We start from the raw sequence: 26,390 nt of genomic DNA on the forward strand, positions 1-26,390 counted from the left end.
TCGTTGATTTCATGACTTGGCGCAGCGGGGACTGCGGTGGTGTCATGAGAAGTGCAACGGGCGTGCCAGCGGCGGCAAGTGATTGATTTAGTGGGGGATTTTTTTACGCGAGGCCAGGGGTGCGGGGTTTCCTGGATGCGGAAAAGGGGAAATGCTGCGGTGCAGCTTTATGAAATGGTGAAGTTGGCCTCCGCTACCAGGGCACAATAGGACGCTTTCAAAAGCAGTACACGATCCGTGTACTGCACGGTATATAGGGAATGACACTGCATGGCGACATCCGAGCCGCCCTCTCGCACACCCGCCATCAGCCTAGGCACCGCCGCCCGCGATCTCTACCGCGCCCTCTGGCGCCACGCAGCCGGCGTCCGCCCCCACCTGCTCGGCGCCGCCGGCCTGCTCTCAGCAGCCCAGCTACTCCGCCTGACCATGCCCTGGCTGGCCGCCCAAGCCATCAACGCCCTACAGCAAGGCGACATGGCAACAGCCGGCCGTTGGATCGCCTACCTGGTCGGCGTCTACCTCCTCTCCTGGCTCCTCCACGGCCCCGGCCGCATCCTGGAACGCAACGTCGGTGTCCGAGTCCGCGAACGCCTGGCCGATCAACTCTACGCCCGCATCGCCGCCGCCCCGCTCGCCTGGCGCGACGGCCGGCACTCCGGCGAACTCCAGCACCGCATCGTCCAATCCAGTCGCGCCCTGTCCGACTTCGCGCAAAACCAATTCGGCTACCTGCAAAGCGCCTTCAACTTCGTCGGCCCGCTGGCCGCCCTGGCTCTGCTCTCGCGCACCAGCGGCACCATTGCCATCACCGGCTACGTCATCATCGCGCTGATCATCATGCGCTTCGACCGCGCGCTGATGCAACTTGCCCGCGCCGAGAACGACGCGGAACGCCGCTATGCCGCCGCGCTGCTGGACTTCGTCGGCAACGCCGGCACGGTGATCGGCTTGCGCTTGCAATCGGCCTCGCGCAAGGTGCTCGGCCGCCGCATGGAAGCGGTGATGGCGCCGCTGCGCCGCGCGGTCATGGTCACGGAAGGCAAGTGGTTCACCGTGGACATCCTCGGCATGGGGCTCACGTGGATACTGGTGGTGGTCTACGTGCTGCAATCGCGGCAGCCCGGGCAGGCGGTGATGCTGGGTACGGTCTTCATGATCTACCAGTACGCCCAGCAGGCCGCGACGGTGGTCGGCGCGATGGCCTCGAACTTCCAGAGTTTCGCGCGCATGCACACGGACTACGGCAGCGCCGAACCGATCTGGGAAGCGCCCAGCGATCCCGACGCCGCTGTTCCGGCCGTGGTGCCCGATGCGCCGTGGCGGACGCTGGAACTGCGCAATGCCAGGTGGCGCTATGCCGACGACGCGCGCGGCGGATTGCATGGGATCGATCTGGAACTGAAGCGCGGAGCGCGGGTGGCGCTGATCGGCCCGAGCGGGGGTGGCAAGAGTACGCTGCTGCGCATGCTGGCGGGCCTCTACCCTCCGCAGCAGGGCGAATTGTTGCGTGATGGCATAACGGTGGACTGGTCCGAACTACGCACGCTGGCCACGCTGATCCCGCAAGAGGCCGAGGTGTTCGAAGCCACTGTGGAAGAGAACCTGACCTTCGGCGAACCTGCCGACGCGGAGGCGCTGGAGTCCGCCGTGCATGCAGGGGTGTTCGACGAGGTACTACAACGCCTGCCCGAGGGCTTGGCCAGTCCGCTGAACGAGCGGGGCGGCAATCTCTCCGGTGGTCAGCGGCAGCGGCTGGCCCTGTCCCGCGGCGCACTGGCGGCACAGGGAAGTTCGTTGCTGTTGCTCGATGAGCCAACCAGCGCACTCGACCCGCAAGCCGAAGGCCGGGTGTTCGACCGCATGGTCGCTGCGTTCCCGTCGGCGTGCATCGTGGCCTCGGTACACCGGCCCAGTCTGCTCGAACGGTTCGACACCATCGTCGTGATGGAGGCCGGCAAGGTGGTCGATGCCGGCCCGCGCGACCAGGTGCTGGCAAGAAGGGCTCACTGATCCGGCGTATTGCCCGCCAAGCCGATGAGGCACTTGCAAGTCAATTGCCCAGCGCCTGCTGCGCTCGCGCCAGATCATCCCGCGCCTCTTTCAGTTTGGCCTCGCGCTTGGCAAGCTTGTCGGCGTCTTTGCCTTCGCTTCGGGTTTCCTGCAATTCGCGCTCCCGCTCGGCCACCTTCTGCCGCGCTTTTGCGACGTCCTGTGCGCGCGCCTTGCGTATCGACTCGGGCGTGCAGTGCGCCTCTTGCTCGCGCAATGCCCGGTTCAGTCCGGCAACCCGCCTGTCGTTGCCATGTTGCCTGGCCTGCTCGATCTCCTTGAGTATCTCCGCGCGTTTCTGCAAGCAGGGGTTGGCGTCATTCACCGCATCGGTCGTTGCCGCGACAGCCAACGGAACACTGCAAGACAGGAACAACAGGGTGGCAAGTCGTTTCATGGATCGGCCTTATGGATGACTGCACTGACTTCGATCGCGGCGCCGCCGCCCGACCACAGTGGACCATTCTAGAGGCTCAGCCTGCAACAGGCAGCGCTTTGCGCATCAGCGCGTTCTCTAGCATCACCCCTCGGCGGACCGGAAAACGTCGTTCGACGACGTGAAAACCGTGCAGAGCGAAAAAGGGCTCGGCGGTCTTGCTCACATTGGAAGTCAACGCCGCCAGGCCCAGGGATTTTGCCTCGGCATGAATGCGGGCCATCAGCCGCGTCCCTATTCCTTGACCCGGATGCAAGCCGGACACATAGAATTGGTCGATGTAGCCGTCTGATTGAACGTCCGCATAGCCCACGACTTCGCCATCGATCTCGGCAATAAAGGGCTGGTTTTTCCGCACCTGATCTGCCCAGGCAACCATGTCGAAGTCCGAAGGCGCCCATGCCTCGACTTGCTCGGGTGAATAATCCTTGGAGGCGACCTCGCGGATGGAGGTGAAGAATACGCGAAATAACGCGGCTTCATCGCCGGACCTGAATCTGCGAATTTCCACTGGATCCTCGACATTGCGGCTGGGACGGCGAGTCTGCCATATTCGGCCTTGTGCGGCTCAATCGGGCACGTGAATGCGCGCCTTGATGTGCTTCAGATTCGCCACGATCGTGAAGGTCATGATGACCAGCAGCGACCAGGAACTCCATTTGCCCAGATGCACCGTGGACCACGCGCCAAGCTGGTTGGGATAGGCCCAGACGCCAAAGAACGTGCTGATGTTCTCGGCCAGCCAGATGAAGAAGCCGATTAGTACGAAAGCCAGCAGCAGCGGCATCCGTCGGTCCCGGTCCAGGGGACGGAAGATCACGGTCGTCCGGGCATAAAGGCCCAGCGCGCATGCCGCGATGTACCAGCGATAGTCACCGATGAAATGGTGCGTGAAGAAGTTGGCGTAGATCAGCAATGCAACGAGCCAGGCCATCCAGTACGGAGGGTGATGCACCACGCGCAATTCGAACAACCGCCAGGCCTGGATGACGTAGCTTCCCACCGCGGCATACATGAACCCGGCAAAGAGCGGTACGCCCAGGACCTTGGTATAGGCGAAATCCGGATAAGACCAGGACTGGATTCCGCTGGAGGTCTTGAATGCCTCCAGCGCAAAGCCGACCAGGTGAAAGACGGTGATCGCCTTGAGTTCGTCCAGGGTTTCGAGCTTGGCCCAGACCATCCAGGCCTGGATCGCCAGCGCGATGGCCAGCAGGGCGTCGTAGCGGGGAATGCCCCACAGGCCTGAACGCGGCACCAGGAAGACCGCGCCGAAGAAGAGTCCGACGAACAGGCAGGCGCGGGCTTCCTTCAGGCCGAAGTACAGGAATTCCAGCAGGAAACGGGAAATGCCCGACAGGCCGGGCCGGTCGTGGCCGAGCAGCAGATGAGCGTCGAGCGCGCTCAGGCGCAGTGACGAAGGGCGGGCTGGAAGGTTCACGTCTCGGCTGAATCGTACGAATCCCAGCCGGAATTGTGCCTCAACTACAGGACCGGGCCGGTAGCCATCATGCCAATGCCCGCCAGGCCAACTCGCGGGCGGACAACCGCCCCGGGTCATACAACCGGCATTCAGCCGGCACATCCGCCGTGCGCAATGCAAGCGGGATCTCCGTGCACGCCATCAGAAAGCCCGTCACGCCGGTGCGCCTGCGCATCCGCAGCAACGCGCTGGCGAAGCAGGCTCGCCCCAGCTCGCTGTCTCCCGCCTTCACCCCGTCGTAGATACCTCGCATGACCAGATCGAGCTCTTCCTCGTTCGGCTCGCGGCAGGCGATACCCACCCGAGCCAGCGCCTCGGCATAGATGCCCGACTTCACTGTCCCGGTCGTGGACAACAACCCGACTTCCGTCTCGCCCTGTCCAAGCAGGTAGTCGGCCGTGGCGTCGCCGATATGAAGCAGCGCCATGCCCGGATGCCTGCCCTGCAATTCGGCATGCCACGCATGCGCCGTATTGCACGACATGGCGACCACCCTCGCCCCCAACGCCTTCATCCCGTCCATCTGCTCGGACAACGCCTGCAAGACCTGCCCATATTCGCCATGTGCCCCCAGCAGCGCCGACGTCCTGTCGGGCACCGGTAACTGGAACAGGTAGTGAGGCGGGAAGCGCTGGTCGGTCACGCTTGCTCCGCCGTCTTCGATCAGCCGCGCGCATTCCTCCAGGAACAAACCGACATAGTGCGCCCCCGCGAACGGGCCCATGCCTCCGATGATGCCGACTGGAACCACGTCCGTCTGTCCTGTACGCCGCGCGCTCAGTTCAACTGGATGTTGGCGCGCGAGATGATGTCTTTCCACCGCCGCGTCTCTTCGTTGGAGAGCTTGGCCAGATCCTCGCTGGTCCCGGGGAACGGCAAGGCGCCCTGCTCGGCCAGTTGCGCGGCCATGGCCTTTTCCTTGGCGATGCCGATGATCGTGGCTTCCAGTTTCTTGATGATCTTCGGATCGGTGCCGGCGGGCGCCATCAGGCCGTACCAGGACTCGACCACGGCATCCTTCACGCCGGCTTCAGCCAGTGTGGGCACGTCGGGCGCGGCGGGGCTGCGTTTCTCGCTGGCCATCGCCAGCACGCGCAGCTTGCCCGGCTTGATGTAAGGCAAGACATTCGGCAGGTTGGCGAACATCACATGTACCTGTCCGGCCAGCAGATCGGCAGTGGCGGGACCCGCGCCCCGGTAGGGCACATGCGTGAACTTCGCGCCCGAGCGCAGCATGAAGAGTTCGCCGGTCAGATGGTTGACCGACGCAATGCCGGCGGAAGCCATGTTCAGCTTCCCGGGATTCTTGTTGGCATAGGCGATCAGTTCCTGGACCGTCTTCACCGGCACGTTGGTCGATACCGCCAGCGCGTTCGGCACGGTGGAGAACAAGGCGATGGGCGCGAAATCCTTCTCCGCGTCATAGGGCAGGTCCTTGGACAGCAGCGGCTGGATGGACTGCTGGCCCATGGTGGCCAACAGCAGCGTATAGCCATCGGGCGCCGCCTTGGCGACGATGCCCGCGCCGATGCTGCCGCCCGCGCCGCCCTTGTTCTCGACGATGACGGGCTGGTCCAGCACTTCCGACATGCGGTTGGCCAGGATGCGGCCCATCAGGTTGACCGTGCCGCCGGGGGCGAAGGGCACGACCAGCGTAACGGGCTTGTTGGGATAAGTCTGGGCCTGTGCCCCCGGGCAGACACCCAGGGCGATCGCAAATAAGGCGATGGGCTTGAACATGGTTTGTCTCCTGCACATGATTATTAGATGAATGAAGGAATCCGTGCTTACTTCGCTTCGGCGGCGACCAGCGCGCGGATGCGTTCCTGCAACGACTCCCGGGCGTCGTGGATGCGCCCGGCCGTCCGGTCGATGACGGTTCTTTGCTTGTCCAGGCGTGCGCGCTGCTCGCCCAGGCGCTCGAGCACGCGTTGCGGCGCCGGGCCGCCCAGCGACTGACGGGCGGCCACGTTGCGATGCGGGTCCAGGCAGCCGGCCAGGTCGTCCTCGTGCAGCGCGATGCGGCGCCCCAGTTGTTCGCTGGCTGCCGTGGCGATCATCGCGGGGGTGATCTGCCTGGCCGACAAGCCCTGGTCCAGCGCCTGGCGCACGACGGCGCCGATGATGTGGTGCGCATCGCGGAACGAGGTGTCGGCCTTGCGGACCAGCAGGTCGGCCAAGTCGGTTACCGTGGAGAAGTCCTCCGCCGCGCGCAAGGCCATGCGCTCGCGGTTGGGCTCGACCCGCTCCACCAGCAGCTTCATCAGGGTCAGGGCCTTCAGCGCTTCCTCGCAGGCCTCCCAGCAGGTCCGGGTGCTTTCGCGGCTGCTGTCGCCCGAGTGGGTGAAGTGCGTGGACTTCACCGTGGAGAAGGCCGCCGTCGTCAGGCCGATCAGGTGGCCCGCCTTGCCCCGCAGGTTCTCCAGCACCGCCGGGTTCTTCTTCTGAGGCATGATGCTGGACGTGCTGGCGATGCTGTCCGGGAAGGACAGGAAACCGAACTCGGGCGTGGACCAGATGTAGAAGTCCTGCACCAGACGGCTGCACGTGATCATCATGATGGACAGCGCCGCGCTCAGCTCCAGCGCGAAATCCCGCGAGGCCACGCCGTCCAGCGCATTGGCCAGCGGCTGACTGAAGCCCAGCATGGAGCTGGTCAGCGTGCGGTCGATGGGGAAGGACGTACCGGCCAGCGCGCACGAACCCAAGGGCGACGCATCCGCCGTATCCAGCGTATGCAGCACGCGGTCGATGTCGCGCGACCACGCATCCACCAGTGCCGACAGGTAATAGCCATAGGTGATCGGCTGCGCGGCCTGCATGTGCGTGTAGCCGGGCATCACGCAATCGGCGTACCGCTCGGCCTGGTCCAGCGCGGCTTGCGCCAGGCCGATCAACGCCGTGCCGATGCGCATCCCGAAATCCCGCGCCCGGATGCGATCGATGGTCGCGCCCATGTCGTTGCGGCTGCGCGCCGTATGCAGCCGGCCGCCCACGTCCTGGCCCACCAGCTTGATCAGATGGGCCTCGTAGTTGAAATAGGCTTCTTCCCGCGCCGGGTCGAGCTCCACGACCTCGGGACCGTCGGCCTGCATTTTCAGCAGTGCCTTGGCGAGCTGGATGGACGTGCCTTGGTCCAGGATTCCCTGCTCGTCCAGCATCAGCAGATGGGCAAGATTGATCTGGTGCAGCAACTCGAAATTGGCGAAGAACTCCCGGTTCAAACGCGGCAGGAAGATGAACTCGATCACCTCCTGCGCGAGGGGTTGCTTCAGGCGGGCACTGACTTTGGATTCCATGTTGGGGGCCGGTGATGAATGCAGGAATGCAGTCTCCATCTCGGCCAACCCATACGTCAAATCACAGATTGACGGCTTCAAATACAAAAATGATATGCTCGACGCGCATGCATCGGAATGGAATCAGCCCATGAACTTCAAGCAGGTCGAAGCCTTTCGCGCGGTGATGATGACGCGGTCGATGACCACCGCGGCGGGGCTGCTGCATACCTCGCAACCGAACGTCAGCCGGTGGATCGCGCTGCTGGAGAAGACGCTGGGCTTCGTGCTGTTCCAGCGATCGGGGACGCGCCTGATTCCCACGCCAGAAGCGGAGGCGTTCTATGCGGACGTGGAGCGCGCGTTCATCGGACTGGAGTCGTTGAACGACAGCGCCAACTCGATCCGGCTGCGCGGCAAGGGACTACTGCGCGTGGGGGCGGTGGGATTGATCACGCAGTGCGTGATGCCGGATGCCCTGCGGATCTTCCGGGAGAAGGTCTCGGACATTCCGGTGGTGGTCAACACAGGCGGCTCGGACGTCGTGGCGAAGTGGGTGGCGACGGGATACTGCGATATCGGGTTTTGCTCGATACACACCGATCTGCCCAGCTTGCAGTATGAGCGGATCAACACCGCCTACGGCGTGGGGGTCGTGCCGAAGAAGCACAGGCTTGCCAGGAAGAAGGTGCTCAAGCCTTCGGACTTCGATGGGGAGGATTTCATTTCGCTGCCGGCGGGGAGTTTCAATCGGGCGGCGATTGATCGGCACTTCGTTCGAGACAAGCGGGTGCTGTCGATAGAGACGCCTTATGCGACGACGATATGCACCATGGTGGCGAAGGGATTGGGGGTATCGATTGTGAATCCGGTCGTGGCGAGGGCGCTGCGGATTCCGGGGGTTTGTGAGGTGGGGTTTTCTGAGAAGGTGGAGCTTTATAGTTATGCGGTTACGTCGGAGAATTTTCCGGTTGGAGCATTGGCGCGGCGGATGGGGGAGTGTGTGAAGGAGGTTTTTTCCGGTTTCAACAACGCCCTGGTGGACGTCTGAAAAACGCCTTGGCGTGCTCTTCTATGTGTGGAACAAGGCGGCGATGGACGAAACGCCACGCCGCCTACGATTGCGAGCGCAATTTGTTCGCTATCCGGCCTCGGCGCTTGCGCACCCATATCACCAGGCCTGTCACGCTCAGCACGGCGACAAACACCCCCATGAACGACATCAGCACGCGCCCCGGCATGCCCAGCAGCCGGCCGGAGTGAAGCGGCAGCTGGGCCTGCATGAAGACGTCGCCCGCGGTGCCTTGACCCGGCACCGTTTCGCCAACGACCGCCCCCGAGTCCCCGTCCAGGTAGAGAACCTCGTTGCCCATGCCGCCGTCATCCCGGTCGTTTTCGGGCGTGAAAAACGCCACGCCGTAGATGCCGAAGCGCTGGGCATAGAAGATGGATCCGGGGGGAGCGGTCCAGCCGCGGCGGCGACCCTCGGCCTCGGCCACTTCGATAGCCCGCTCTCGGTTCAGCAGCGGGTCGGCCAGTTCCCGCTCGCGACTGCCCTGGCGCGACTGGAATGGCGAGGGCGTCAAAGGCGATAGCATCGACACCAGCGGCCGCATCACCTGAGTCCCAAGGTTCAGCGACACCGAGGTCACGGCCAGCATCAGCAGCAGACCCCATACCCACACGCCGCCGGAGCGGTGGAGATCGAAATTGAGCTTGGCGCCGCCCTGGCGCAGCCGGAAGCTCAACGACTTGCGCCAGGTGCGCGCGCTGGGAAAGGAAATCCAGAGCGCAAGAAAACAATCGACGATCCACACCGCCGACACAACCCCCATCAGCCACACTCCGAATTCGATGCCCCAGCCTTTGGGAATGTGCATGGTGTAGTGCAGCTTATAGAGGAAGGGCAGCAGGTTCTCGCGCGACAGCGATATTCGTCCCCACTGCCTGTGGCCCTGGGCCTGGCCGGTGGCCGGGTCCAGGGCCAACTGGTTGAAGCCGAGGGCGTATGGTGCGCCGGTGTCGGGATCGATGCGCGCGGCCACGCCCAGCATCGCCGTGTGGCCGGGTTCCAGCGTCAGCGGCAGGAAGCTGACCCGCAGGCGCGGATCGGCCGCCTCGGCCCGGCGCGCCAGTTCCAGCGGTGCAAGCGGGGTATCCGTCGCACCGGAGTCAGCCCGGAACAGTCGGGGATTGGCCCACTCGTCGAGTTCGTGGTCCCAGGCGATCACCGCGCCTGTCAAGCCGGCGATGAACAGGAAACCGGCGATGAACAGGCCGCACCAGCGGTGCAGCACTACCAGCGCGCCGCGCATGCCGCCGCGCTTCAAAACCGGTAGCGCGCGGACAGCATCACGTTGCGCGGCTCGCCATAGACGTTGCTGGGGAAACTCGCGCTGCCGGACAACGCGTTGTAGTACTTCTTGTCGAATACATTGTTGATGTTGAGCCGCAGGTCCAGATTTTGTGCGGCCTGCCAGCCCACCACCAGGTCGACTACGACGTAGGCGCTTTGAGTAATGTTGAATGGGATGCCGCTCGTGGTGCCCTTGTTGTAGATGAAACCCTGGCGATAAACCGAGCCACCGATGCGCCAGCCCTGCAGGTCACCGGACAGCCGGTACATGGTCGACAGCTTGAACAGGTGCCGTGGCGTATCGGTGTCGAAGAGCGCGCCCACGTTGCTGGCGGTCGCATCCTTGCGATAGCGCGCGATGGCCACCGTGTAGCCGGCACCCACCTGCCAGTTGGGCGTGATGGCGCCCTGCACCTCAAACTCCACGCCCTGGCTGCGAACCTCTCCAGCGGCGGAATAGCACGTGACGGTCGGGTAGTTTGCGCACTGAGTCTGGTCGGTGCTGCGGAACGCGCGGTTTTTCTGGTCCATGCGGAACACCGCTGCGGAGGCATTCAGTGCGCCATCGAAGTATTCTCCCTTGATACCGATTTCGTAATTGCGGCCCACCACCGGATCGAGCAGCTTGTTGCTGGCATCCCGGTAGTTCTGGGGTTTGAAGACGTCGGTATAGCTCGCATAGATCGCATGCTGATCGTTCAGGTCGTAGACCAGGCCGGCGTATTTCGTCAGATGGTTGTTGACGCTGTAGCGGTTGTGCGCGCTGACGGAAGGCGTGTTGGAGGTGAAGTTCGGATACGTGTTGACGGTGTCGTTGTAGTCGAACCAGTCCACCCGCCCGCCCAGTATCAGCTTCAGCCGGTCGGCCAGATTCAGGCGCGTCGTGGCGTACACGCTTTGCTGGGTGATCTTCGCGTCCATCCAGTCGCGCAAAGGGATGTTCGGGTCGGCCACGGCGCCGGGATCGAAGTTGTACGGGTCGAGGCTGCTGTTGAGCACCAGGCCTTGGCGGCTGTTGCCGTCGAAATCGATGTTGCGGTAGCTGGCGCCCAGTACGAGCTCGTGCTTGCGGCCCAACAGTTCGAAGGGGCCGTTGGCATACAGGTTCACGCTGCTCTGCTTTTCCTGGTGGGCGTTGCGCGCACCGAGCTGGCTGTAGTTGCCGGTGGTAACGCTGTGGCTGAGGTAATGGCCCTGCATGTCGACATCGGCCTGCGCGTAGTAGGCAGAGAGGTGCATACGCCAGCCGTTGTCGAATCGGTGGTCCAGCCCCACGAAGGCGGAGTCGGTGGTCTTGTTCCAATGTTCCCAGTTACTGGCGTAGGACGTGGACCGGGGCAGTCCCAGGTCGCTGCCGTCGCTAGCCACAGGAAGGCCGGTAAAGCCGTTGCCGTGCAGCCGGCTCTCCTGGTGCAGCGCGCTGAGCGTGACCGTGGTGGAGGCATCCAGATCCTTCTCCAGGATCCCATAGAGCGTCTGGCCCTTGCTGCTTTCGCCGCGCTTGTAGCTTCCGTAGTCTTGAGTGGCGATCACCGTGCGACCGCGCAGACTGCCGTCCTCCGACAGCGGACCGGAGGCGTCCAACTCTGCCCTATAGCGGTCCCAGCTTCCAGCGCTCACGCCGGCGGACATTTGCGGCACCTTGGTCGGTCGCTTGCGTACCAGGTTGATGGCGGCTGACGGGTTGCCCGCGCCCTGCGCCAGGCCGGTGGCGCCACGCACGATCTCCACGCGGTCGTAGATGGCCATGTCGGTGGCCAGCAGGTCCTGCGACAGGTTGGAGCTGTCCAGGCTCACCGGCAGGCCGTCGTACATGATGTTGTCTACGTACATGCCGCGCGAATAGAAGGATGCGCGCTCCGGCCCGAACCGCCGAAAGGTCAGGCCGGGGGCGGTCTGCACCACGTCGTTGACCGTCGCCAGGCCTTGGTCCTCGATGCGCTCGCGGGTGATGACGGTGACGGCCTGCGGCGTATCGCGCATCGACAGGTTGAGCCGGGTGGCCGTGCTCATGCTGCCCGTGGTATACGAGTGCGTACCTTCGGTGGTGCTGTCGGCAGCAGCCGTGCCGATCACAGTGACTAATGGCAGCATGCCGGCTGCGGGCGCTTCGGCAGCCGAAGCCGGTGGCGAGGCTGCGGGAGTGCTGTCGGCCCGCAGCACGAATGCGCCGTTGTCCAATTGCACAGCCCGAAGGCCGGTTCCGTCCAGCAGCAGGCCCAAGGCGCTAGCGACTGGGTAACGCCCGTTCACGCCGGTCGTGCGCTTGCCCTCGCTCTGCTCAGCCGTGAAGCTCAACATGATGTTGGCGGTGCTTGCCAGAGCACGCAACGCCGGGGCCAACGGCCCGGCGGGTATGCGGAAGTCGGTGACGGACGTACCGGACGCGTGCGCAGCGCCCTGCGCCCTCGCGAGAGACGGTGCGACGGCCGTAACGCTCAGGGCCAGTGCCAGGACGGCGAGCGCGACGGGAGATGGATGTGGCCCCCCCGAATGGCGGCCCCGCTGCAAATTCGACATGTCGTTCCTCGTGATCGGACCCCCGGAAATTCCGGTCCCTCATGAGGTAGGTGCCGCGAGAACGCCAATCGGGCAGTCAAAGCGGAAAAAATATTTCAGAGGCGCCGATCCGCAGGGACAACCGTCGCCCAGTAACGGGTACGCCACTGCACGCGTACCGGCAGCACGCTGGGCAGCGTGGCCAGGATGCGATCGGTGTCCGCCAACGGAAAGACGCCTGACAGGCGCAGACCCGCGACCTGGGGATCGACACGCAGCATGCCCGGCCGGTAGCGATCCAACTCGGCCAGGAAGTCGTCGAGGCGCTGCTCGTCAGCCAGGAGTTGGCCCCGAGTCCACGCGTCCGTGTGCTCATCGGCCAGACCGGATGCCTCGATCGTCTCGCGGCTGAACTGCGTCTGCTCGCCAGCGTGCAGCACACGCGTGCTGCGTGGCGCTCCCCGGGAAGAGATCTCAACGGCGCTCTCCAGAACCGCCACGCTGGTGCGTTCGGGGCGCTGGCGTACGGTGAAACGGGTGCCCAGCGAGCGGATGGTGCCTTCGGCGGTCTCCACCAGCAGCGGCCGGGGATCGGCGGACAAACTCGGGCCATGGCGAGTCGCAACCATGATTTCGCCCGCCACCAGCAGGATGCGACGCTCACTGGCATCGAATCGAAGATTCACTGCGCTGCCCGTGTTGAGCATGAGCTGCGTGCCGTCCTCCAGTGCAAAGCTGCGCTGCTCGCCTGTAGCACTCCGGCAGTCGGCCATACTGGCCTGCCAGGGACCGGTACGTGAAACGAGAAGCCCGGCGCCGGCGGCTAGACCGCCCCACACGAGTACCTGCGTGGTCCGTCGACGAGCAACGGAGGATGGCCGGCGGCTCGCGCCATAGGATGACAGAGCCGTGTATGCCGGACTGGGTCCCAACGATTTCATTCGGCCCGTGACGGACTCGACGTGCTGCCAGGCAGCTTCATGGTCGGCATGCGCCAGGCGCCACTGGCGCCACTGTCTTTGCTGCTCCTCACCCGCCTCACCGGACATCAACAGCGTGAGCCAGTCCGCGGCAGCATCCGCAGCGGCCCGGCTGATCACCCGACCATTGGGCAGGGTCAAGGTGTCGCTAGGGGTGGCCATGGCGTCAGAACGTCATTGCGAACAGGCATTCGCGGTTGGCCCTGGCGAGATACTGCTTGACCGAGCTGGCCGAGACTGCCAGCCGCTTGGCGATTTCGGCGTAGCTCAGTTCGGCCAAGTGTGCCAACAGAAAAGCTTCGCGCACCCTGGGAGGCAATCCATCAAGCACGCGGTCAATCTCCTGAAGACTCTGGACCGCGATAAGTCGCGTCTCTGGCGAAGGGGCCACCTCTTCGGGCAGGCTCGCGATGGCTTCGAAATAGGCGGTTTCGAGCAGTTGCCGACGATGCCGGTGCGCAAGCAGCCGATTGGCGATCGTCGCCAGGAACGGCCGCGGCTCACGAATCTCCTCGGTCGCAGTTTTGCGGTCCAGCAGGCTTAGGAAAGTATCCTGCGCCACATCAGCCGCCGTAAATGTGTCGCCGATGCGCCTGCGCAGCCAGCCCTGAAGCCAAGTGCTGTGCTCGGCATACAGGCCGGTCAAATCATCAGCAAGCGGTAAATCCGGAGCGGGCATCAGGGCGAAAGGGAGCAAGTCAAAATGAGAATTAATCTCATTTTAAATACTCGAACGACAATCCGCAAGCAATCGGACCCAGGCTATGAAAGGGCCCGGCCGTCGGCCCCCCTAAACCGGTATCCCCTCCCTCTTCAACCGATAAGCCAACTGCGCCCTGGTAATCCCCAACAACCGAGCCGCCTTACTCAAATTTCCCCCCGCCCGCTGCATCGCCACCCGCATCATCCCCTGCTCCAGCGTCCCCAGCGGCACATTCCTCTCGATCAGATCCCCACAAACCAGATCGATCTCCCCGCCTTCCCCTTCCACCACCTCCCCACCATCCGCCACACGCCCCGCGCAATCCCCGCCCGGCAGCCGCTGCCCGAACAAATGCGTCGCCTCGATCGGCTCTCCATCCGGACTCAGCAACACCGCGCGTTCGATCACGTTCTCCAGCTCGCGTACGTTTCCCGGCCAATGGTGGTTCAGCAGCTCCTGCATCGCCCGATCCGTCAGCCCGCCCGGCTTCTTGCCGTATAGCCCGCCGTACTTCTGCAGGAAGCGGCTGGCCAGCACCGGAATATCTGCCCGCCGCTCGCGCAGCGGTGGAATGGTGATGGGAAAGGTATTCAGCCGGTAGTACAGATCTGGCCTGAAGCGCCCTTCCTGCATGGCCTTCTGCAAATCGACGTTGGTAGCGGCAACGATGCGGACATCGACACGTTGCGATTTTTCGCTGCCCAGGCGTTCGATCTCGCCACTTTGCAGCGCCCGCAGCAGCTTGACCTGGATGGCCAGGGGCAGGTCACCGATTTCGTCCAGGAACAGGGTGCCGCCGTTGGCGCGCTCGAAGCGGCCGGAGCGGGCCAGATGCGCGCCGGTGTAGGCGCCCTTTTCCACACCGAACAGTTCGGCCTCGATCAGGTCGGCGGGAATCGCGCCGCAGTTGACGGCGATGAAGGGTCCCTTGGCCCGCTCGCCGTTGTCGTGCAGCCAGCGGGCGAACACTTCCTTGCCGACGCCGGTCTCGCCTTGCAGCAGGACGGTGATGGGGCTGCCGGCGGCGCTGCGCAGCAGTTCAAAAGCACCTTGGAAAGCAGCCGAGGCACCGGCCAGGGGCTGGTTCGCCGGCTTGCGGGTGGAGGACGAGCGCAGGTGTTCCAGGCCGATGGAGTATTCGATCAACTGGCCGGCGAAGGGATGGGGCGCGAAGTAGTTCAGGTAGGCCTCGTCCTGCCACGCGTCGGCGGGCTGGCCGACGATGCGGCAGTGGGTGTCGCCCTGAGCGCGGCACTCGATTTCCTTGTAGACGATGGGCGTACCCATGAAGGCGCTGGAGTAGCCGGACGCGTAGCCGATCTGGGTCCAGCATGCCGGGTCTTCGCCGTGGCCGTATTCCTGGACGTCGGCTTCGCATTCCCAGGAGTTGCGCCACAGGAATTCGCCGTAGAAGTGGTTCCTGGCGAGGTCGATGCTGAGTTCTATGGGTTCGACCTGGACGACGCCTTCGACGGCGTGCAGTTTGGGGCCGAGCAGGAAGGCTTCGTTGGTCTGCATGCCGGCGCGGCGGCGTTTGACGGCGTAGGCGCCGTCGCGCATGCCGGAGGCGTAGCCCATGCGGACCAGCAGGCCGCGGGTGCGTTCCACGCCCAGCGAATCGAACAGTTCCTTGCGCAAGGCGCCCAGGGCGCGCGCGTGCAGGAGCAGCATGCGCTCTTCGTCCAGCCAGATGTGGCCGGAGGCGGTGTTGAATTTGAGGGAGGACAGGGGGCTCTGCAAAATCGTCTCCTGCCGGGCTATGCCGTGGTGTTATGCCGTATTCTCGCACCCCGCGCGGGGGCGCGCATCCGGCATTCACGAGCAGGATAAGGGAGACGGGCGCGAAGCCCCTTGATCTATGTCATCCCCGGATCCGCCCCCACAGATACGCCACCGCCGCCACCACCGCCACCGACGTAATGGGGTGCTGGCGGATGACGTCCTTGGCGCACAGCAGCGCTTCCTCCAGCGTGTCGTTGCCCTGGTCCAGGGCGTCCGAGGCGGCGTCCTTGGCGCGCCGGGTGGCGCGGGTCACCTTGTCGGCGGTGGCGTGGGCGGCCTTGTCGACGGCGTCCGCGCCGTCTTCCAGGGCATCCTTGGCTTTTTCCACGTTGCGATCCGAGACCATGCTGTGCTCCTGTGGGGGTTGGATGGGTTCGCCTCCAGTATTCCCAACTATCCTGGAACAAGCGGCAACGGGGTGCAACAGGTGGTGCGCCCCATTACCGATACCTCGTGGGTATCGTCGCGGCAAAGCCGCCATCTCCTCGGCCGAGCCTGGGCCTCCTAAGATCCGACGCGGATAACGACACCAAACGGAGACAGGCAATGACACGACGCAAGCACGCCATTCTTGGCGCCCTCTCGGCCCTGCTGCCCATCCTTGCCGCCTGTGGCGGCGGCGGTGACGGCGGCATCGACGTGGCCGGTGGAACGGTCCTGCAGAACGCGACCGTGGTGAACACGCGCGACGGCTCGCTCGCGGCCGGCATGAACGTCCACGTGGAAGGCGGGAAGATCCGGCGCATCACCTCGCAGCCGCTGCGCGCCACGAGCGGCGCGCAGGCCATCGACGTCTCGGGTAAATACGTCGTGCCCGGCTACCTGGATATGCACGCGCATGCCGTGGAAAGTGCCGACCGCGATCCGCCCTATTGGCCGCTGATGATCGCCAGCGGCATCACGGGGTTCCGCGAGGAATCCGATTCCCCGGCCAACATGGAACGCGGCAAGGTGCTGAACCAGGACAGCGCCGCGGGGCGGGTGCTGGCGCCGGAGGTCATTTTCCATGGCGGCGAGGCGCACCTGAACCCCGCCATCAGCGCGCGGGACGCGAGCAACGCGGGCGCGCCGTCCTTCGATCACCTGGGCGCCGGCTGGGGGTTGCTGATGGACTGCTCGAGCGAGGAACAGACGCTGCGCCCGGCGGCGCTGGCCGGGTCGCTGAAGCCGCCCTTCCCGCCTACCTTCGTCACCAATCCACGTGCCTACGATGGCGCCCAGAACGCGCCGTTCTACCAGCGCATCCTGGACACCTACGATGAAGCCAAGTGCGTCGAGCTGAGCAAGGTGTTCGCGAAGAACGGCACCTGGCAGACGCTGACGCTGATCCGGCTGCGCACGCAGGATTACGGCAACGATGCGCAGTACCGCAATGACCCCAACCTGGTCTATATCGACAAGTCCACGCGCGCGATCTGGCAGCAGGTGGGTGACCAGTTCGCCAAGCTGCCCGCGAGCGCGGTTACTACGCTGCAGCAGTTCTACGAGTTGCAGAAGCGGGTGTCCAAACTCATGAAGCAGAACGGTGTCAGGATCATGGCCGGTTCGGACTTCAGCGGCGACATGAGCATCTGGCTGGTGCCGGGCGTCAGCCTGCACCAGGAGTTCCGCGAGCTGGCGTCGGCGGGTTTTTCGCCGCTGGAAGTCCTGCAGATGGCGACGCGGGATCCGGCGGAGTTCCTGGGGCGCCAGTCCAGCCTGGGCTCGGTGGAGGAAGGCAAGGACGCCGACCTGGTGGTGCTGGACGCCAACCCGGTGGCCGACGTGGCGAACCTGGGCAGGATCCGGGCCGTGGTGCTGAAGGGCCGGTATCTTTCCAGCGCGGCGCTGGACAAGATGAAGGCCGATGCCGCCGCGGCGATCGCGCGGCAGTAGCGGTCTCGCACTCCGAGCCTGGGGCGCGTGGGTGCGCCCCCCTGCGCCCCATGGCCCGGTTTGCTGGCAGCTAACTCGGCATGGCCGCCAATCTGGCGGCGGACTGGCGCATTCCCGAGGCAATCGACTCGAAGACATCGGCAGGAAAGCCCGCTGGAAGCTTGTTACCCACATCTTCCAGCGCACCATCGACGTTCGCCAGCGTTTCCCCGATGATCTGCTCCATATCCGGCCCATAGCCGCACAAGCGCGCGGTGTTGTTGAAATGCCGGCGTTGCACCTCGGCCAGCTTGTAGTGCTTGTTCTTGCCGGGCAGCGCCATCGCCAGTTTCAACTTCTTGTAATCGAGCCGATTGGCACCCTTGCCGATCACGGGCCATGCCGATAGCACATCGTAGAGCGGCGTCAGTTGGTAATGCGCCTGAGGCAACAGATGAATGGAGAAATTCTTGGCATGCCCGTCCGTGGCCGCCAGCAGCCAGAACAGCAATTGGGCCTGCAACAGTGTGCGCAAGTCCGTGTCGCGGCGGTCGGAGTTGGCCAGGATGGCGGCAATCTCTTTCAAACCCGGGCCTCCATCCGCTTCGTATTTGACGTCCGCCCATACGCCGCAGGCTTGGCAGAAGTCCTCCTGAGGCAGGCGCAACCAATAGCCACCGTCGGCAAGCCGTCGATCAAAGCGCTCGACGATCAATACTTTCTGCTCGCCAAACTCCCCGATCCGGCACGATGCCGCAGGCACGCCGAACGCTGACAGTATTTGCGCGCACAGCCATTCGTTTTCTACGGAGGTGCGCATGTCGGCTTGCCGGTTCCCAACCAACCCGAGCGGCAGCTTGAAGATATGCGTCGTGGGCGTCGCACCTAGCGGCCGACACCACCGACCCTCATGCCACAGCAACGCGGTCTTCTCCTGGGCGCCGGCGATCGAGATCCTGAGTTCTTCGTCATCGTCATCGAGTTGGCCGACTCCTCGCGGCGAACCAGCGGCTCCTCGCAGAATGCGCTCGACATCGGCGTCGCCCAGCGGTTCGGCCAGGATGCGCCGTATGTCGGGGCAGTCTTCTCCCTCGGGTAGCAACTGCACCGCCCCGACGCAGTCTCTGCCTATCGCCGCCAGCAGGTCGAAAGCGCCGGTTCCCGCGGTCCGGAAACGAGTCTGAATACGTTGGCGTATCCGATCGCTGTCAGGCAGCAGATTGTCGAAAAAACTGCGGACCGCCGCACCGCGCAGCGGAATCGGATCCAATGGCACAGGCAAGGACAGGGAAAGCGGGCGTCCGACCGGCGAAACCGCCCAAGCGTCGTCGTAGAGGAATTCGTCCGCGCCCCGGGCGGGAAGGCGCCATTGCCCAACTCGAATGCCATTGGCCCATACGTCCAGAGCCCGGGTTTGGGAAGGACGGCCCATGGTCACCACTCGCCGCCGGCCGTCGACGGTTTCCCCTTCTCCTGCAGCACCAGGTCCAAACCCAATATCGCCGTCAACGCCAACAAGCGATCCAGCGTCAGATGAGCAGGGTTCTTTTCGAGTTCCGACAGACGGTTCTGGCTGATACCGAGACGTGAGGCAACCACGGCCTGGGAAAGGCCCATGGACTTGCGGCGACTGACCAATATGGTTCCAATTTGAGAAGGCATGGAAATTCGGAACATGGCTTTTCATCGGCTATATCGATAAAACCAATTTATCGCTCTTCTCGATACAGCGCAATAACAAATCTTGGTTTGTAATGCCAAGAAATCGATAATACCGATAATCCCGAAATATCGATATTGCCGATACTACGTAAAAAAGCCCGGAATGGAAAACCATTCCGGGCTACCAAAGCGCCCTTCGGCGCCACGTGCTAACTACTACTCAAACACCGCGGCGGCCGTCGCAACGGCCTGCCGATTACTTCTTCAGGTCCAGCGCCACGTCGACGATCATGTCTTCCTGGCCGCCCACCATTTTCCGGCGGCCCAGCTCGACCAGGATGTCCACGGTCTTCAGGTCGTACTTGGCGGCGGCGGTTTCCGCGTGGCGCAGGAAGCTGGAGTACACGCCGGCGTAGCCCAGGGCCAGGGTTTCGCGGTCGACGCGCACCGGGCGGTCTTGCAGCGGCCGGACGATGTCGTCGGCGGCGTCCATCAGGGTGTACAGGTCGCAGCCGTGGTTCCAGCCCATGCGCTCGGCGGCGGCGATGAACACTTCCAGCGGCGCGTTGCCGGCGCCGGCGCCCATGCCGGCCAGGCTGGCGTCGATGCGGTCGCAGCCTTCTTCCACCGCGACGATGGAGTTGGCCACGCCCAGGCTCAGGTTGTGGTGGGCGTGCATGCCGGTTTGCGTTTCAGGCTTGAGCACGTCCTTGAAGGCGCGGAAGCGGTCGCGCACGTCGTTCATGTTCAGGGCGCCGCCCGAATCGACCACGTACACGCACGAGGCGCCGTAGCTTTCCATCAGCTTGGCCTGCTGCGCCAGCGCCTGGGGCGTGGTCATGTGGCTCATCATCAGGAAGCCCACCGAGTCCATGCCCAGGTTGCGGGCGTATTCGATGTGCTGCTTGGAGACGTCGGCCTCGGTGCAGTGGGTGGCCACGCGCACCACGCGCGCGCCGGCGTCGTAGGCGTTGCGCAGGTCGTGCACGGTGCCCACGCCGGGGATCAGCAGGGTGGCGACCTTGGCGTGCTTGACCGTGTCGGCCACGGCCTCGATCCATTCCAGGTCGGTGTGCGCGCCGAAGCCGTAGTTGAAGCTGGAGCCCGACAGGCCGTCGCCGTGGGCGACTTCCAGGCTGTCGACCTTGGCTTCATCCAGCGCCTTGGCGATGTCGCGGACGTTCTTGATGCTGTACTGGTGGCGGATGGCGTGGCTGCCGTCGCGCAGCGTGACGTCGGAGATGTAGAGTTTCTTGTTGCTCATAGTTCGATCCTCAGGCGGCTTCGACCAGGTGGGTCTGCGCGAAGCGCTCGGCGCACGCCAGGGCGGCCGAGGTCATGATGTCCAGGTTGCCGGCGTAGGCGGGCAGGTAGTGCGCGGCGCCTTCCACTTCCAGGAACACCGAGGTCTTCAGGCCGGACAGCTTGCCCAGGCCGGGGACGTTCAGCGGCGCGCTGGCGGGGATTTCGTCGAACTGCACGCGCTGCTTCAGGCGGTAGCCCGGCACGTAGCTCTGCACCTTGGCGACCATCTCGGCGATGCTTTCCTCGATGGCCTTGGTGTCGGCCATTTCGGACAGCGTGAACACGGTGTCGCGCATGATGAGCGGGGGCTCGGCCGGGTTCAGGATGATGATGGCCTTGCCGCGGGCGGCGCCGCCGATCACTTCAATGGCCTTGGAGGTGGTCTCGGTGAACTCGTCGATGTTGGCGCGCGTGCCGGGGCCGGCCGACTTGCTGGAGATCGAGGCGATGATTTCGCCGTAGTGCACCTTGGCCACGCGCGACACGGCGTTGACCATCGGGATCGTGGCCTGGCCGCCGCAGGTGACCATGTTGATGTTGGGCGAGTCGAGGTGCTCGTCGATGTTGATCGCGGGGATCACATACGGGCCGATGGCGGCGGGAGTCAGGTCGATGACCTGCACGCCCTTGGCCTGCAGCAGTTCATTGTGGCGCTTGTGGGCGCCGGCCGAGGTCGCGTCGAAGGCGATGCGGATCTCGTCGAAGTTGGGCATGGCCAGCAGGCCGTCGATGCCGCCCGCGGTAATGGGCACGCCCAGGCGCTCGGCGCGGGCCAGGCCGTCCGATTTCGGGTCGATGCCGACCATGGCGCCCATTTGCAGGGCCTTGCCATGGCGCATGATCTTGATCATCAGGTCGGTGCCGATGTTGCCCGAGCCGATGATCGCCACTTTGGATTTGTTGTCGTCTTGCCGCCCCATGAGCCGCTCCTGAGTGTGGTGATGCTGATACGGATACGACCGATAGTATCTTCCAGGCGGGCGGAAATAGCCTTGCTTTTTTTGGGCATTCCACCGCCTCGGAAAGAAGATTCTCCCTTTTTTAAGGTTTAAGAAGAAAGAAATCCCTATACGACTACCCGGACACCCGAAAAGGCCCCAAAAACCCCATCAGGGCTACACTGGCGGGGACAGACCCCTCCCATGTCCCATACCGACACGCTACTCGCGCTTTCCCACCCTCTCGTGGCGCTGCTGATCGCCGCGCTGCTGGGCGGCGCATGGCGTTTCATGGGGCGCCCTCCGCACCTGCGGTATTTCATCGGTGCCTTCACAGGCTACGGCACGGGGCTGATCCTGCAGATCACGCTCTGGCCCGCCAACCTGATGGCCAACATCGCCGCGACGGGCGTGCTGTACGGCGTTGGCGCCTTCCTGTTCGCCAGCGGCATCGCGCAGCTGGAACGCAAGCGCCTGCCGCCCTGGCCATCGGCGTTGATCGTGGTCGCCATGCTGGCCGTGCGCCTGTGGAGCGTCCGCGATCCGGCCTGGTCCGGCCTGCGGATAGGCACGCTGTACATGGCGGTGACCCTGCTGTTCCTGCTGGCCTTGTGGCGGATCCGGCATCTTGCGCGGGGTACGGCGCTGGAGCGGCTGCTGTTCGGTTTCCTGCTGCTGGGCACCGTCAGCCTGCTGCCGCGCGTGCTGCTGACCATGAACGCCAAGACCCTGACCTATGGGTACGACGGCGGCATGTACTGGGTGCTGACCCAGCTCAGCTTCTATCTTTTCAGCGTGGGCGCGGCGGTGCTGCTGGTGCTGTTGACGGCGTTCCGCACCATCGCCCATTTCAGCCTGGTGTCCGAACGCGATGCGCTGACCGGGCTGCGCAACCGCAACAGCCTGCTCGATTTCCTGGCCAGGAGCCGCAGGGCCACGGAGCACTACGGGCTCGTCATCCTGGACGCCGACCACTTCAAGCAGATCAACGACCGCTACGGCCACCCGGTGGGCGACGCGGTGCTGCAGGCCATGGCGGGCGTCCTGGCGCAGCACGTGCGCAAGATGGACGCCCTGGGCCGCATAGGCGGCGAGGAATTCATGCTGGTCCTGCCGGGGGCGACACTGGGGGAAACCGAGCAGGCCGCAGCGCGCTTGCAGGCGGCCTTGGCGCAGCACGATTTCTCATCCATCGTGCCCGGCCTGCGCTGCACGGCCAGTTTCGGCATAGGCAGTTTCGGACGCGAGGTGTCTTTCGAAGACGCCTATGCCCATGTCGACCGGCTGCTGGCGCACGCCAAGCGCCAGGGCCGCAATCGCATCGGCAAGGAAGTCCCCCTGAACGAAGCGGCCGAATTCGGGGCGTTACCGCCATTGACCGCCTTTACAGAAGAAGATTCTTTTTCTACGATGAATCAATGAAAAAGAATGCTCCGACCGAATCCCTGGACCAGACCGACCTGCAATTGATGCGTCACCTGCAGGAAGACGGCCGCCTGTCCAACGCCAAGCTGGCCCAGCGCGTGGCGCTAAGCGAAACCCCCTGCTGGCACCGGCTACGCAAGCTGGAGTCCGAAGGCTATATCCAGGGCTACCAGGCCATGCTGGACCGCCGCAAGCTGGGGCTGGGCGAGCTAGCCTTCATCAGCCTGAATTTCTCGCCGCATACGGCCAAGGCCTTCGAGGCGCTGGAGCAACTGGTGGCGGCGAACGACCAGGTGCTGACCTGCCACCGCGTCACGGGCGAGGCCGATTTCGTGATGATGGTGGTGGCCGAGGACCTGGATTCGGTGCGCGACTTCATCGACAAGGTGCTGCGCACGCTGCCCAACGTGGCCACGGTGCGCACCAGCCTGTCGCTAAGGGAAGTGAAGTTCTCGAGCAAGCTGCCGCTGCCGGCGTGAAACGGTATCATTCGACAACCAGTTGTTTTTTTTCACATCGCATGGCACAACCCAAGTCCAAGGCGGCCCCGGCGAAGCCGGCATCCCCGCAGCCCCAGGCCGAACCGGCCTCCGCCTTCGAGGGCAACCTGTCGTACCACCTGTCCATCCTGAGCTTCCTGCTCGGCAAGGCCACGGCCGAGGTCTATGGCGCCGAGGACCTGACCACGCACCAGTGGAAGGTGCTGAGCGTGATCTGCAGCTACGCGCCCATGCCCGCCTCGGGCATCATGCAGTGGGTAACCCTGGACAAGTCGGCCATTTCACGCGCGGTGCGCAAGCTGCATACGGCGGGGCTGATCGAGCGGCGGCTGAGCGACAGCGACGCGCGCTTCTCCGAGATCCTGCCCACGCGCAAGGGGCGCGACAGCTACCGGCGCATGGCGGAAAGCATCCAGCGGCTGCAGGCCTCGGTGCTGGACGGCCTGCCGCAGGAGAAGGTGCGCGACATGTTCGACGCCTTCTCGCACATGGAAGCCCAGTTGCGCCGGCGCTTCGGCGCGGCCGGGTGAAGCGGCGCGGCTGACGGCCGCGCGCGCCTCAGGCGGCGACGTGCCAGACGCGGGTCGGCACGTCGTTGAGTTCCTCCGGACCGGAGCGGCCCACCACGACGCCAGCGCCGATGTTGACGCGGCGCAGGCCGATGCAGGCGTTGGGTTCCAGCTCCAGGCTCATGCCTTCTTCCATCACCAGGTCCGCCCGGCGCACGCCCGGGGTCGCCCACCCTTCTATCCGTTCCTCGAAGGTGCCGGCCAGTTGGGCGCGGTTGACGGGGGTGAAGCCGGTGGAGCCGAAGGTCAGCGTGTGCAGCAGCGGCGTCTTGCTCCAGCAGCCGCTGGCGGCGATCGGCTGTTCCATCGCGGCGACGACTTCGCCGAAGGTGACGCCGGGCCGGACCGCGCGCAGTCCCGCTTCGTAGGCCCGCCGCGCCACCGATTCGCAGCGTTGCAGTTCCGCGTCGATGGGATCGAGCGCGACGCACATCTGGACCTGGGCCTCCTGGCCGCCGTAGGTCGTGTGGATCTCGGCCTGGACGACGTCGCCGGTGCGCAGCACGCGGGGCGGTTCGGCCCGCAGCGTCCAGCGCGGCGCGCCCCAGCCGATGTTGTCGACGCCCGATTGCAGGCTCAGGAAGGGGTAGCGCACGTCGCAGCCGTTGCGGTGGATTTCGCGCAGGATCTCGGCATAGACCTCGGCCTCGCTGACACCCGGCCGGCACGCCTGCGCCATCGCGACGCAGGCCTTTTCGCTGACCTGGGCGGCGTGGCGCAGCAGGCGCAGTTCGTCCTCGCTCTTGACCAGCATGAAGTCGGTGAAGTCGCGCGTGAAATCGCGGAATTGCGCCTGGGGCAGCGCGCGCAGCAGGTTGGTGTGAAAACCCAGCGGCATCAGGCCCTCGGCTTCGCCGGGCGCGGTGGGCCCCAGGCCCACCAGGCCGATCACGCCCTTGCCCAACCCCTTGTCGAGCAGGGCTTCGGCCGTCTTGGCGCCGCCCATGCCGATGCGGAAGTCGGTGGTCCACAGCGGGATGCCGCGCCGCTGGCTTTCGAAGGCGCGCGACACGCGGCCCGGGCCGAAGGTCATCACGATGGCATCGTCGTCGTGGGTCAGCACGACGACCGAGTCGAGGAAATCGTCGATCAGATAGCTCTCCAGGCGCTCGCGCCCCTGGAAGCTTCCCACCACGATGGCGTCGATTCCGCGTTCCCGCATCCGCGCGCGCAGCCCGCTCCAGCGGCGGTCGCGCTCCTTCAGCGTCAGGGTCGGCGGCGTGGCCGCATCCGCTTGCGTCATGGCGTGCTCCTGTCCGCGCGTCAGCGGCGGGTGGCGGCGCCGTGCAGCGCCTTCAGTTGGACCTGGATCTCGACGAAGGGCCGGATGTCGATGATCTCGGCCTCGTGGCCCGGTTCGGCGCGGCCCATGGCCTTCTCGCCGTCTTGAGACAGACCCCACACCCGCGGCACGATGTCGGCGGTCTGGGTCCAGGCCTTGAGCGGCTGCCCTTCCAGGAAGGCCGTCATCTCGCGCGCCCAGATCCGCCGCGTCACGGCCACGCCGATGTCGGAACGGCCCAGCCGTTCGTCGTCGCGGTCGGCCAGCCGCCCCTGGCCGATCTGGGCGATGTCGTCCTGCAGACGGACCATGTCCACGCGGCGGGAATCGGCGTCCTGCAGGCGGGCGACGCCATCCAGGATGTCCTCGCACAGGTCCTGGTGGGCGATGTCGATCTCGGACCGGCGCTGTTCGCGGCGCTGCTTGAAGCGGATCATGGCTTCGTCGCGGATGGGCACGCGGTGCAGGCTGAACTGCATGTGGCGCGCATCGTCGATGGGCACCCACCAGAACAGCGACTCCTGCCAGTCCACGTCGGGTTCGTTCGGCAGCGCGGTCATGTAGAAGATGTTGGGCATGCCGAACTGCTGCACGCGCCGCGCGCCGTCGCCGCGCAGGAAGGTGTAGGTGATGCCCCAGTCCGATTCGATGGCCTGGAGCTGCTTGCCCAGCCCGATGCCCTCGAACGAGGCCCGGTTGTCGCCGTGCACGAACCCCACGTGGGCCATGTCGAGCGCGTTCTCCAGGTTCTGGAAGTAGTTGCAGTCGCGCGAGTACGAGTCGATTTCCAGCAGGCCGCGGAACTGCTCGAACTGCGGGTAGCGGGGGAAGTCGGGCGCCTCGCCCGTGCCCAGGTAGGCGAAGACCAGTCCCAGGTACTCGCGCGTGGGCCAGGTCTGGAGCGAGATCCGGTCGATGAACGCGGATTGCTCGGCCGGCTGCTCGACGCATTTGCCAGCGGCATCGAATTTCCAGCCATGGTAGAAGCAGCGCAGTTCATCGCCTTCCACCCAGCCGGTGGACAATTGCGTGCCCCGGTGCGGGCAGCGGCCCTGGGTCAGGTGCACCTGTCCGCCGGCCGAGCGGTAGAGCGTGTAGTCCACGCTCATGATGCGCAGCGGCACCGCCTGGCCCGGCGCCAGGTCGGCGCCGTGATAGACCGGCTGCCAGAAGCTGCGCAGATAGTTGCCGGCCGGCGTACCCGGTCCGGTGGGCGCGCAGTCGATGCGATTCGCCTTCCTGGCGCGCAAAGGTTCCACGTTGTTGGCGGTGGCCATGTTCTCCTC

General features: G+C 64.8%; 24 protein-coding genes. 6 read left to right on the top strand and 18 right to left on the bottom strand.

Going from position 1 to position 26,390, the window contains the following annotated elements; translation table 11 throughout:
- The first annotated feature begins 270 nt into the window (after window positions 1-270).
- The gene (locus EGT29_RS26565) at window positions 271-2,013 is read left to right on the top strand and encodes an ABC transporter ATP-binding protein (RefSeq protein ID WP_124691817.1); all 1,743 of its coding nucleotides are present in this window, start codon (window positions 271-273) and stop codon (window positions 2,011-2,013) included.
- Window positions 2,014-2,053: 40 nt separating this feature from the next.
- Here the strand turns inward: EGT29_RS26565 and EGT29_RS26570 are convergent, their stop codons facing one another.
- The 6 genes from EGT29_RS26570 to argH form a co-directional block, all read right to left on the bottom strand.
- Window positions 2,054-2,449, bottom strand: coding sequence for a DUF1090 domain-containing protein (locus EGT29_RS26570; RefSeq protein ID WP_124691818.1), 396 nt, complete (start codon window positions 2,447-2,449; stop codon window positions 2,054-2,056).
- Window positions 2,450-2,525: 76 nt separating this feature from the next.
- The gene (locus tag EGT29_RS26575; protein WP_124691819.1) at window positions 2,526-2,999 is read right to left on the bottom strand and encodes a GNAT family N-acetyltransferase; all 474 of its coding nucleotides are present in this window, start codon (window positions 2,997-2,999) and stop codon (window positions 2,526-2,528) included.
- A 57-nt stretch (window positions 3,000-3,056) separates the two neighbouring features.
- Window positions 3,057-3,896 carry a DUF817 domain-containing protein gene (locus EGT29_RS26580; protein WP_370283073.1) on the bottom strand — a complete coding sequence of 280 codons (840 nt, stop codon included), beginning with the start codon at window positions 3,894-3,896 and terminating at the stop codon, window positions 3,057-3,059.
- A 100-nt stretch (window positions 3,897-3,996) separates the two neighbouring features.
- Complete coding sequence (locus tag EGT29_RS26585; protein WP_238160217.1) at window positions 3,997-4,722, bottom strand: aspartate/glutamate racemase family protein; 726 nt, start codon at window positions 4,720-4,722, stop codon at window positions 3,997-3,999.
- Window positions 4,723-4,748: 26 nt separating this feature from the next.
- Window positions 4,749-5,711 carry a tripartite tricarboxylate transporter substrate binding protein gene (locus EGT29_RS26590; protein ID WP_124691821.1) on the bottom strand — a complete coding sequence of 321 codons (963 nt, stop codon included), beginning with the start codon at window positions 5,709-5,711 and terminating at the stop codon, window positions 4,749-4,751.
- Between the two features lie 47 nt (window positions 5,712-5,758).
- The gene (gene argH, locus EGT29_RS26595) at window positions 5,759-7,270 is read right to left on the bottom strand and encodes an argininosuccinate lyase (RefSeq protein ID WP_124691822.1); all 1,512 of its coding nucleotides are present in this window, start codon (window positions 7,268-7,270) and stop codon (window positions 5,759-5,761) included.
- A gap of 130 nt (window positions 7,271-7,400) precedes the next feature.
- On the opposite strand from argH, the gene EGT29_RS26600 reads away from it, so the two are divergent.
- Window positions 7,401-8,300: a LysR substrate-binding domain-containing protein gene (locus tag EGT29_RS26600; RefSeq protein ID WP_124691823.1), complete on the top strand. Its 900-nt coding sequence runs from the start codon at window positions 7,401-7,403 to the stop codon at window positions 8,298-8,300.
- Window positions 8,301-8,364: 64 nt separating this feature from the next.
- On the opposite strand, the gene EGT29_RS26605 is transcribed toward EGT29_RS26600, so the two are convergent.
- From EGT29_RS26605 to EGT29_RS26630, 6 genes are all read right to left on the bottom strand, one after another.
- Complete coding sequence (locus tag EGT29_RS26605; protein ID WP_124691824.1) at window positions 8,365-9,564, bottom strand: PepSY domain-containing protein; 1,200 nt, start codon at window positions 9,562-9,564, stop codon at window positions 8,365-8,367.
- Between the two features lie 11 nt (window positions 9,565-9,575).
- Entirely contained in the window at window positions 9,576-12,125 is a 2,550-nt protein-coding gene (locus EGT29_RS26610) for a TonB-dependent siderophore receptor (RefSeq protein WP_124691825.1), read from the bottom strand.
- Window positions 12,126-12,220: 95 nt separating this feature from the next.
- Window positions 12,221-13,225: a FecR domain-containing protein gene (locus EGT29_RS26615; protein WP_238160219.1), complete on the bottom strand. Its 1,005-nt coding sequence runs from the start codon at window positions 13,223-13,225 to the stop codon at window positions 12,221-12,223.
- Between the two features lie 25 nt (window positions 13,226-13,250).
- Window positions 13,251-13,763 carry a sigma-70 family RNA polymerase sigma factor gene (locus EGT29_RS26620; protein WP_192901850.1) on the bottom strand — a complete coding sequence of 171 codons (513 nt, stop codon included), beginning with the start codon at window positions 13,761-13,763 and terminating at the stop codon, window positions 13,251-13,253.
- A 111-nt stretch (window positions 13,764-13,874) separates the two neighbouring features.
- Window positions 13,875-15,527: a sigma-54-dependent Fis family transcriptional regulator gene (locus tag EGT29_RS26625; RefSeq protein WP_124691827.1), complete on the bottom strand. Its 1,653-nt coding sequence runs from the start codon at window positions 15,525-15,527 to the stop codon at window positions 13,875-13,877.
- 121 nt (window positions 15,528-15,648) lie between these two features.
- Window positions 15,649-15,915 carry a hypothetical protein gene (locus EGT29_RS26630; protein WP_124691828.1) on the bottom strand — a complete coding sequence of 89 codons (267 nt, stop codon included), beginning with the start codon at window positions 15,913-15,915 and terminating at the stop codon, window positions 15,649-15,651.
- A gap of 200 nt (window positions 15,916-16,115) precedes the next feature.
- Here EGT29_RS26630 and EGT29_RS26635 point away from each other — a divergent pair, with 200 nt between their 5' ends.
- Window positions 16,116-17,444: an amidohydrolase family protein gene (locus EGT29_RS26635; protein ID WP_124691829.1), complete on the top strand. Its 1,329-nt coding sequence runs from the start codon at window positions 16,116-16,118 to the stop codon at window positions 17,442-17,444.
- 70 nt (window positions 17,445-17,514) lie between these two features.
- Here the strand turns inward: EGT29_RS26635 and EGT29_RS26640 are convergent, their stop codons facing one another.
- From EGT29_RS26640 to EGT29_RS26655, 4 genes are all read right to left on the bottom strand, one after another.
- Window positions 17,515-18,855, bottom strand: coding sequence for a type II toxin-antitoxin system HipA family toxin (locus tag EGT29_RS26640; RefSeq protein ID WP_124691830.1), 1,341 nt, complete (start codon window positions 18,853-18,855; stop codon window positions 17,515-17,517).
- A gap of 2 nt (window positions 18,856-18,857) precedes the next feature.
- Window positions 18,858-19,100 carry a helix-turn-helix domain-containing protein gene (locus tag EGT29_RS26645; RefSeq protein WP_124691831.1) on the bottom strand — a complete coding sequence of 81 codons (243 nt, stop codon included), beginning with the start codon at window positions 19,098-19,100 and terminating at the stop codon, window positions 18,858-18,860.
- Window positions 19,101-19,341: 241 nt separating this feature from the next.
- Window positions 19,342-20,349 (bottom strand): 4-hydroxy-2-oxovalerate aldolase, encoded by a 1,008-nt coding sequence (dmpG, locus tag EGT29_RS26650; protein ID WP_124691832.1) that lies wholly within the window; start codon window positions 20,347-20,349, stop codon window positions 19,342-19,344.
- Between the two features lie 10 nt (window positions 20,350-20,359).
- Window positions 20,360-21,310 (bottom strand): acetaldehyde dehydrogenase (acetylating), encoded by a 951-nt coding sequence (locus EGT29_RS26655; RefSeq protein WP_124691833.1) that lies wholly within the window; start codon window positions 21,308-21,310, stop codon window positions 20,360-20,362.
- Window positions 21,311-21,532: 222 nt separating this feature from the next.
- Between EGT29_RS26655 and EGT29_RS28905 the strand changes: the two genes are divergently transcribed.
- The 3 genes from EGT29_RS28905 to EGT29_RS26670 are packed head-to-tail and all read left to right on the top strand — an operon-like array spanning window position 21,533 to window position 23,783.
- On the top strand, window positions 21,533-22,750 hold the full coding sequence (locus tag EGT29_RS28905) for a diguanylate cyclase (RefSeq protein WP_124691834.1): 1,218 nt from the start codon (window positions 21,533-21,535) through the stop codon (window positions 22,748-22,750).
- The gene (locus EGT29_RS26665) at window positions 22,747-23,232 is read left to right on the top strand and encodes an Lrp/AsnC family transcriptional regulator (protein WP_124691835.1); all 486 of its coding nucleotides are present in this window, start codon (window positions 22,747-22,749) and stop codon (window positions 23,230-23,232) included. The genes EGT29_RS28905 and EGT29_RS26665 overlap by 4 nt, the downstream gene beginning before the upstream one ends.
- 41 nt (window positions 23,233-23,273) lie before the next feature.
- Window positions 23,274-23,783, top strand: a complete 510-nt coding sequence (locus tag EGT29_RS26670) for a MarR family winged helix-turn-helix transcriptional regulator (RefSeq protein WP_124691836.1) — start codon at window positions 23,274-23,276, stop codon at window positions 23,781-23,783.
- 28 nt (window positions 23,784-23,811) lie between these two features.
- On the opposite strand, the gene EGT29_RS28555 is transcribed toward EGT29_RS26670, so the two are convergent.
- Both EGT29_RS28555 and EGT29_RS26680 read right to left on the bottom strand, forming a co-directional pair.
- A complete protein-coding gene (locus tag EGT29_RS28555) occupies window positions 23,812-25,065 on the bottom strand; it encodes a M24 family metallopeptidase (protein WP_161567993.1) in 1,254 nt (417 codons plus the stop codon).
- 20 nt (window positions 25,066-25,085) lie between these two features.
- Window positions 25,086-26,381, bottom strand: coding sequence for a Rieske 2Fe-2S domain-containing protein (locus tag EGT29_RS26680; protein ID WP_161567994.1), 1,296 nt, complete (start codon window positions 26,379-26,381; stop codon window positions 25,086-25,088).
- Window positions 26,382-26,390 lie beyond the last annotated feature (9 nt).

Origin of the sequence: Pigmentiphaga sp. H8, assembly GCF_003854895.1 — a bacterium.
In the GTDB taxonomy this organism is placed as follows: domain Bacteria; phylum Pseudomonadota; class Gammaproteobacteria; order Burkholderiales; family Burkholderiaceae_B; genus Pigmentiphaga.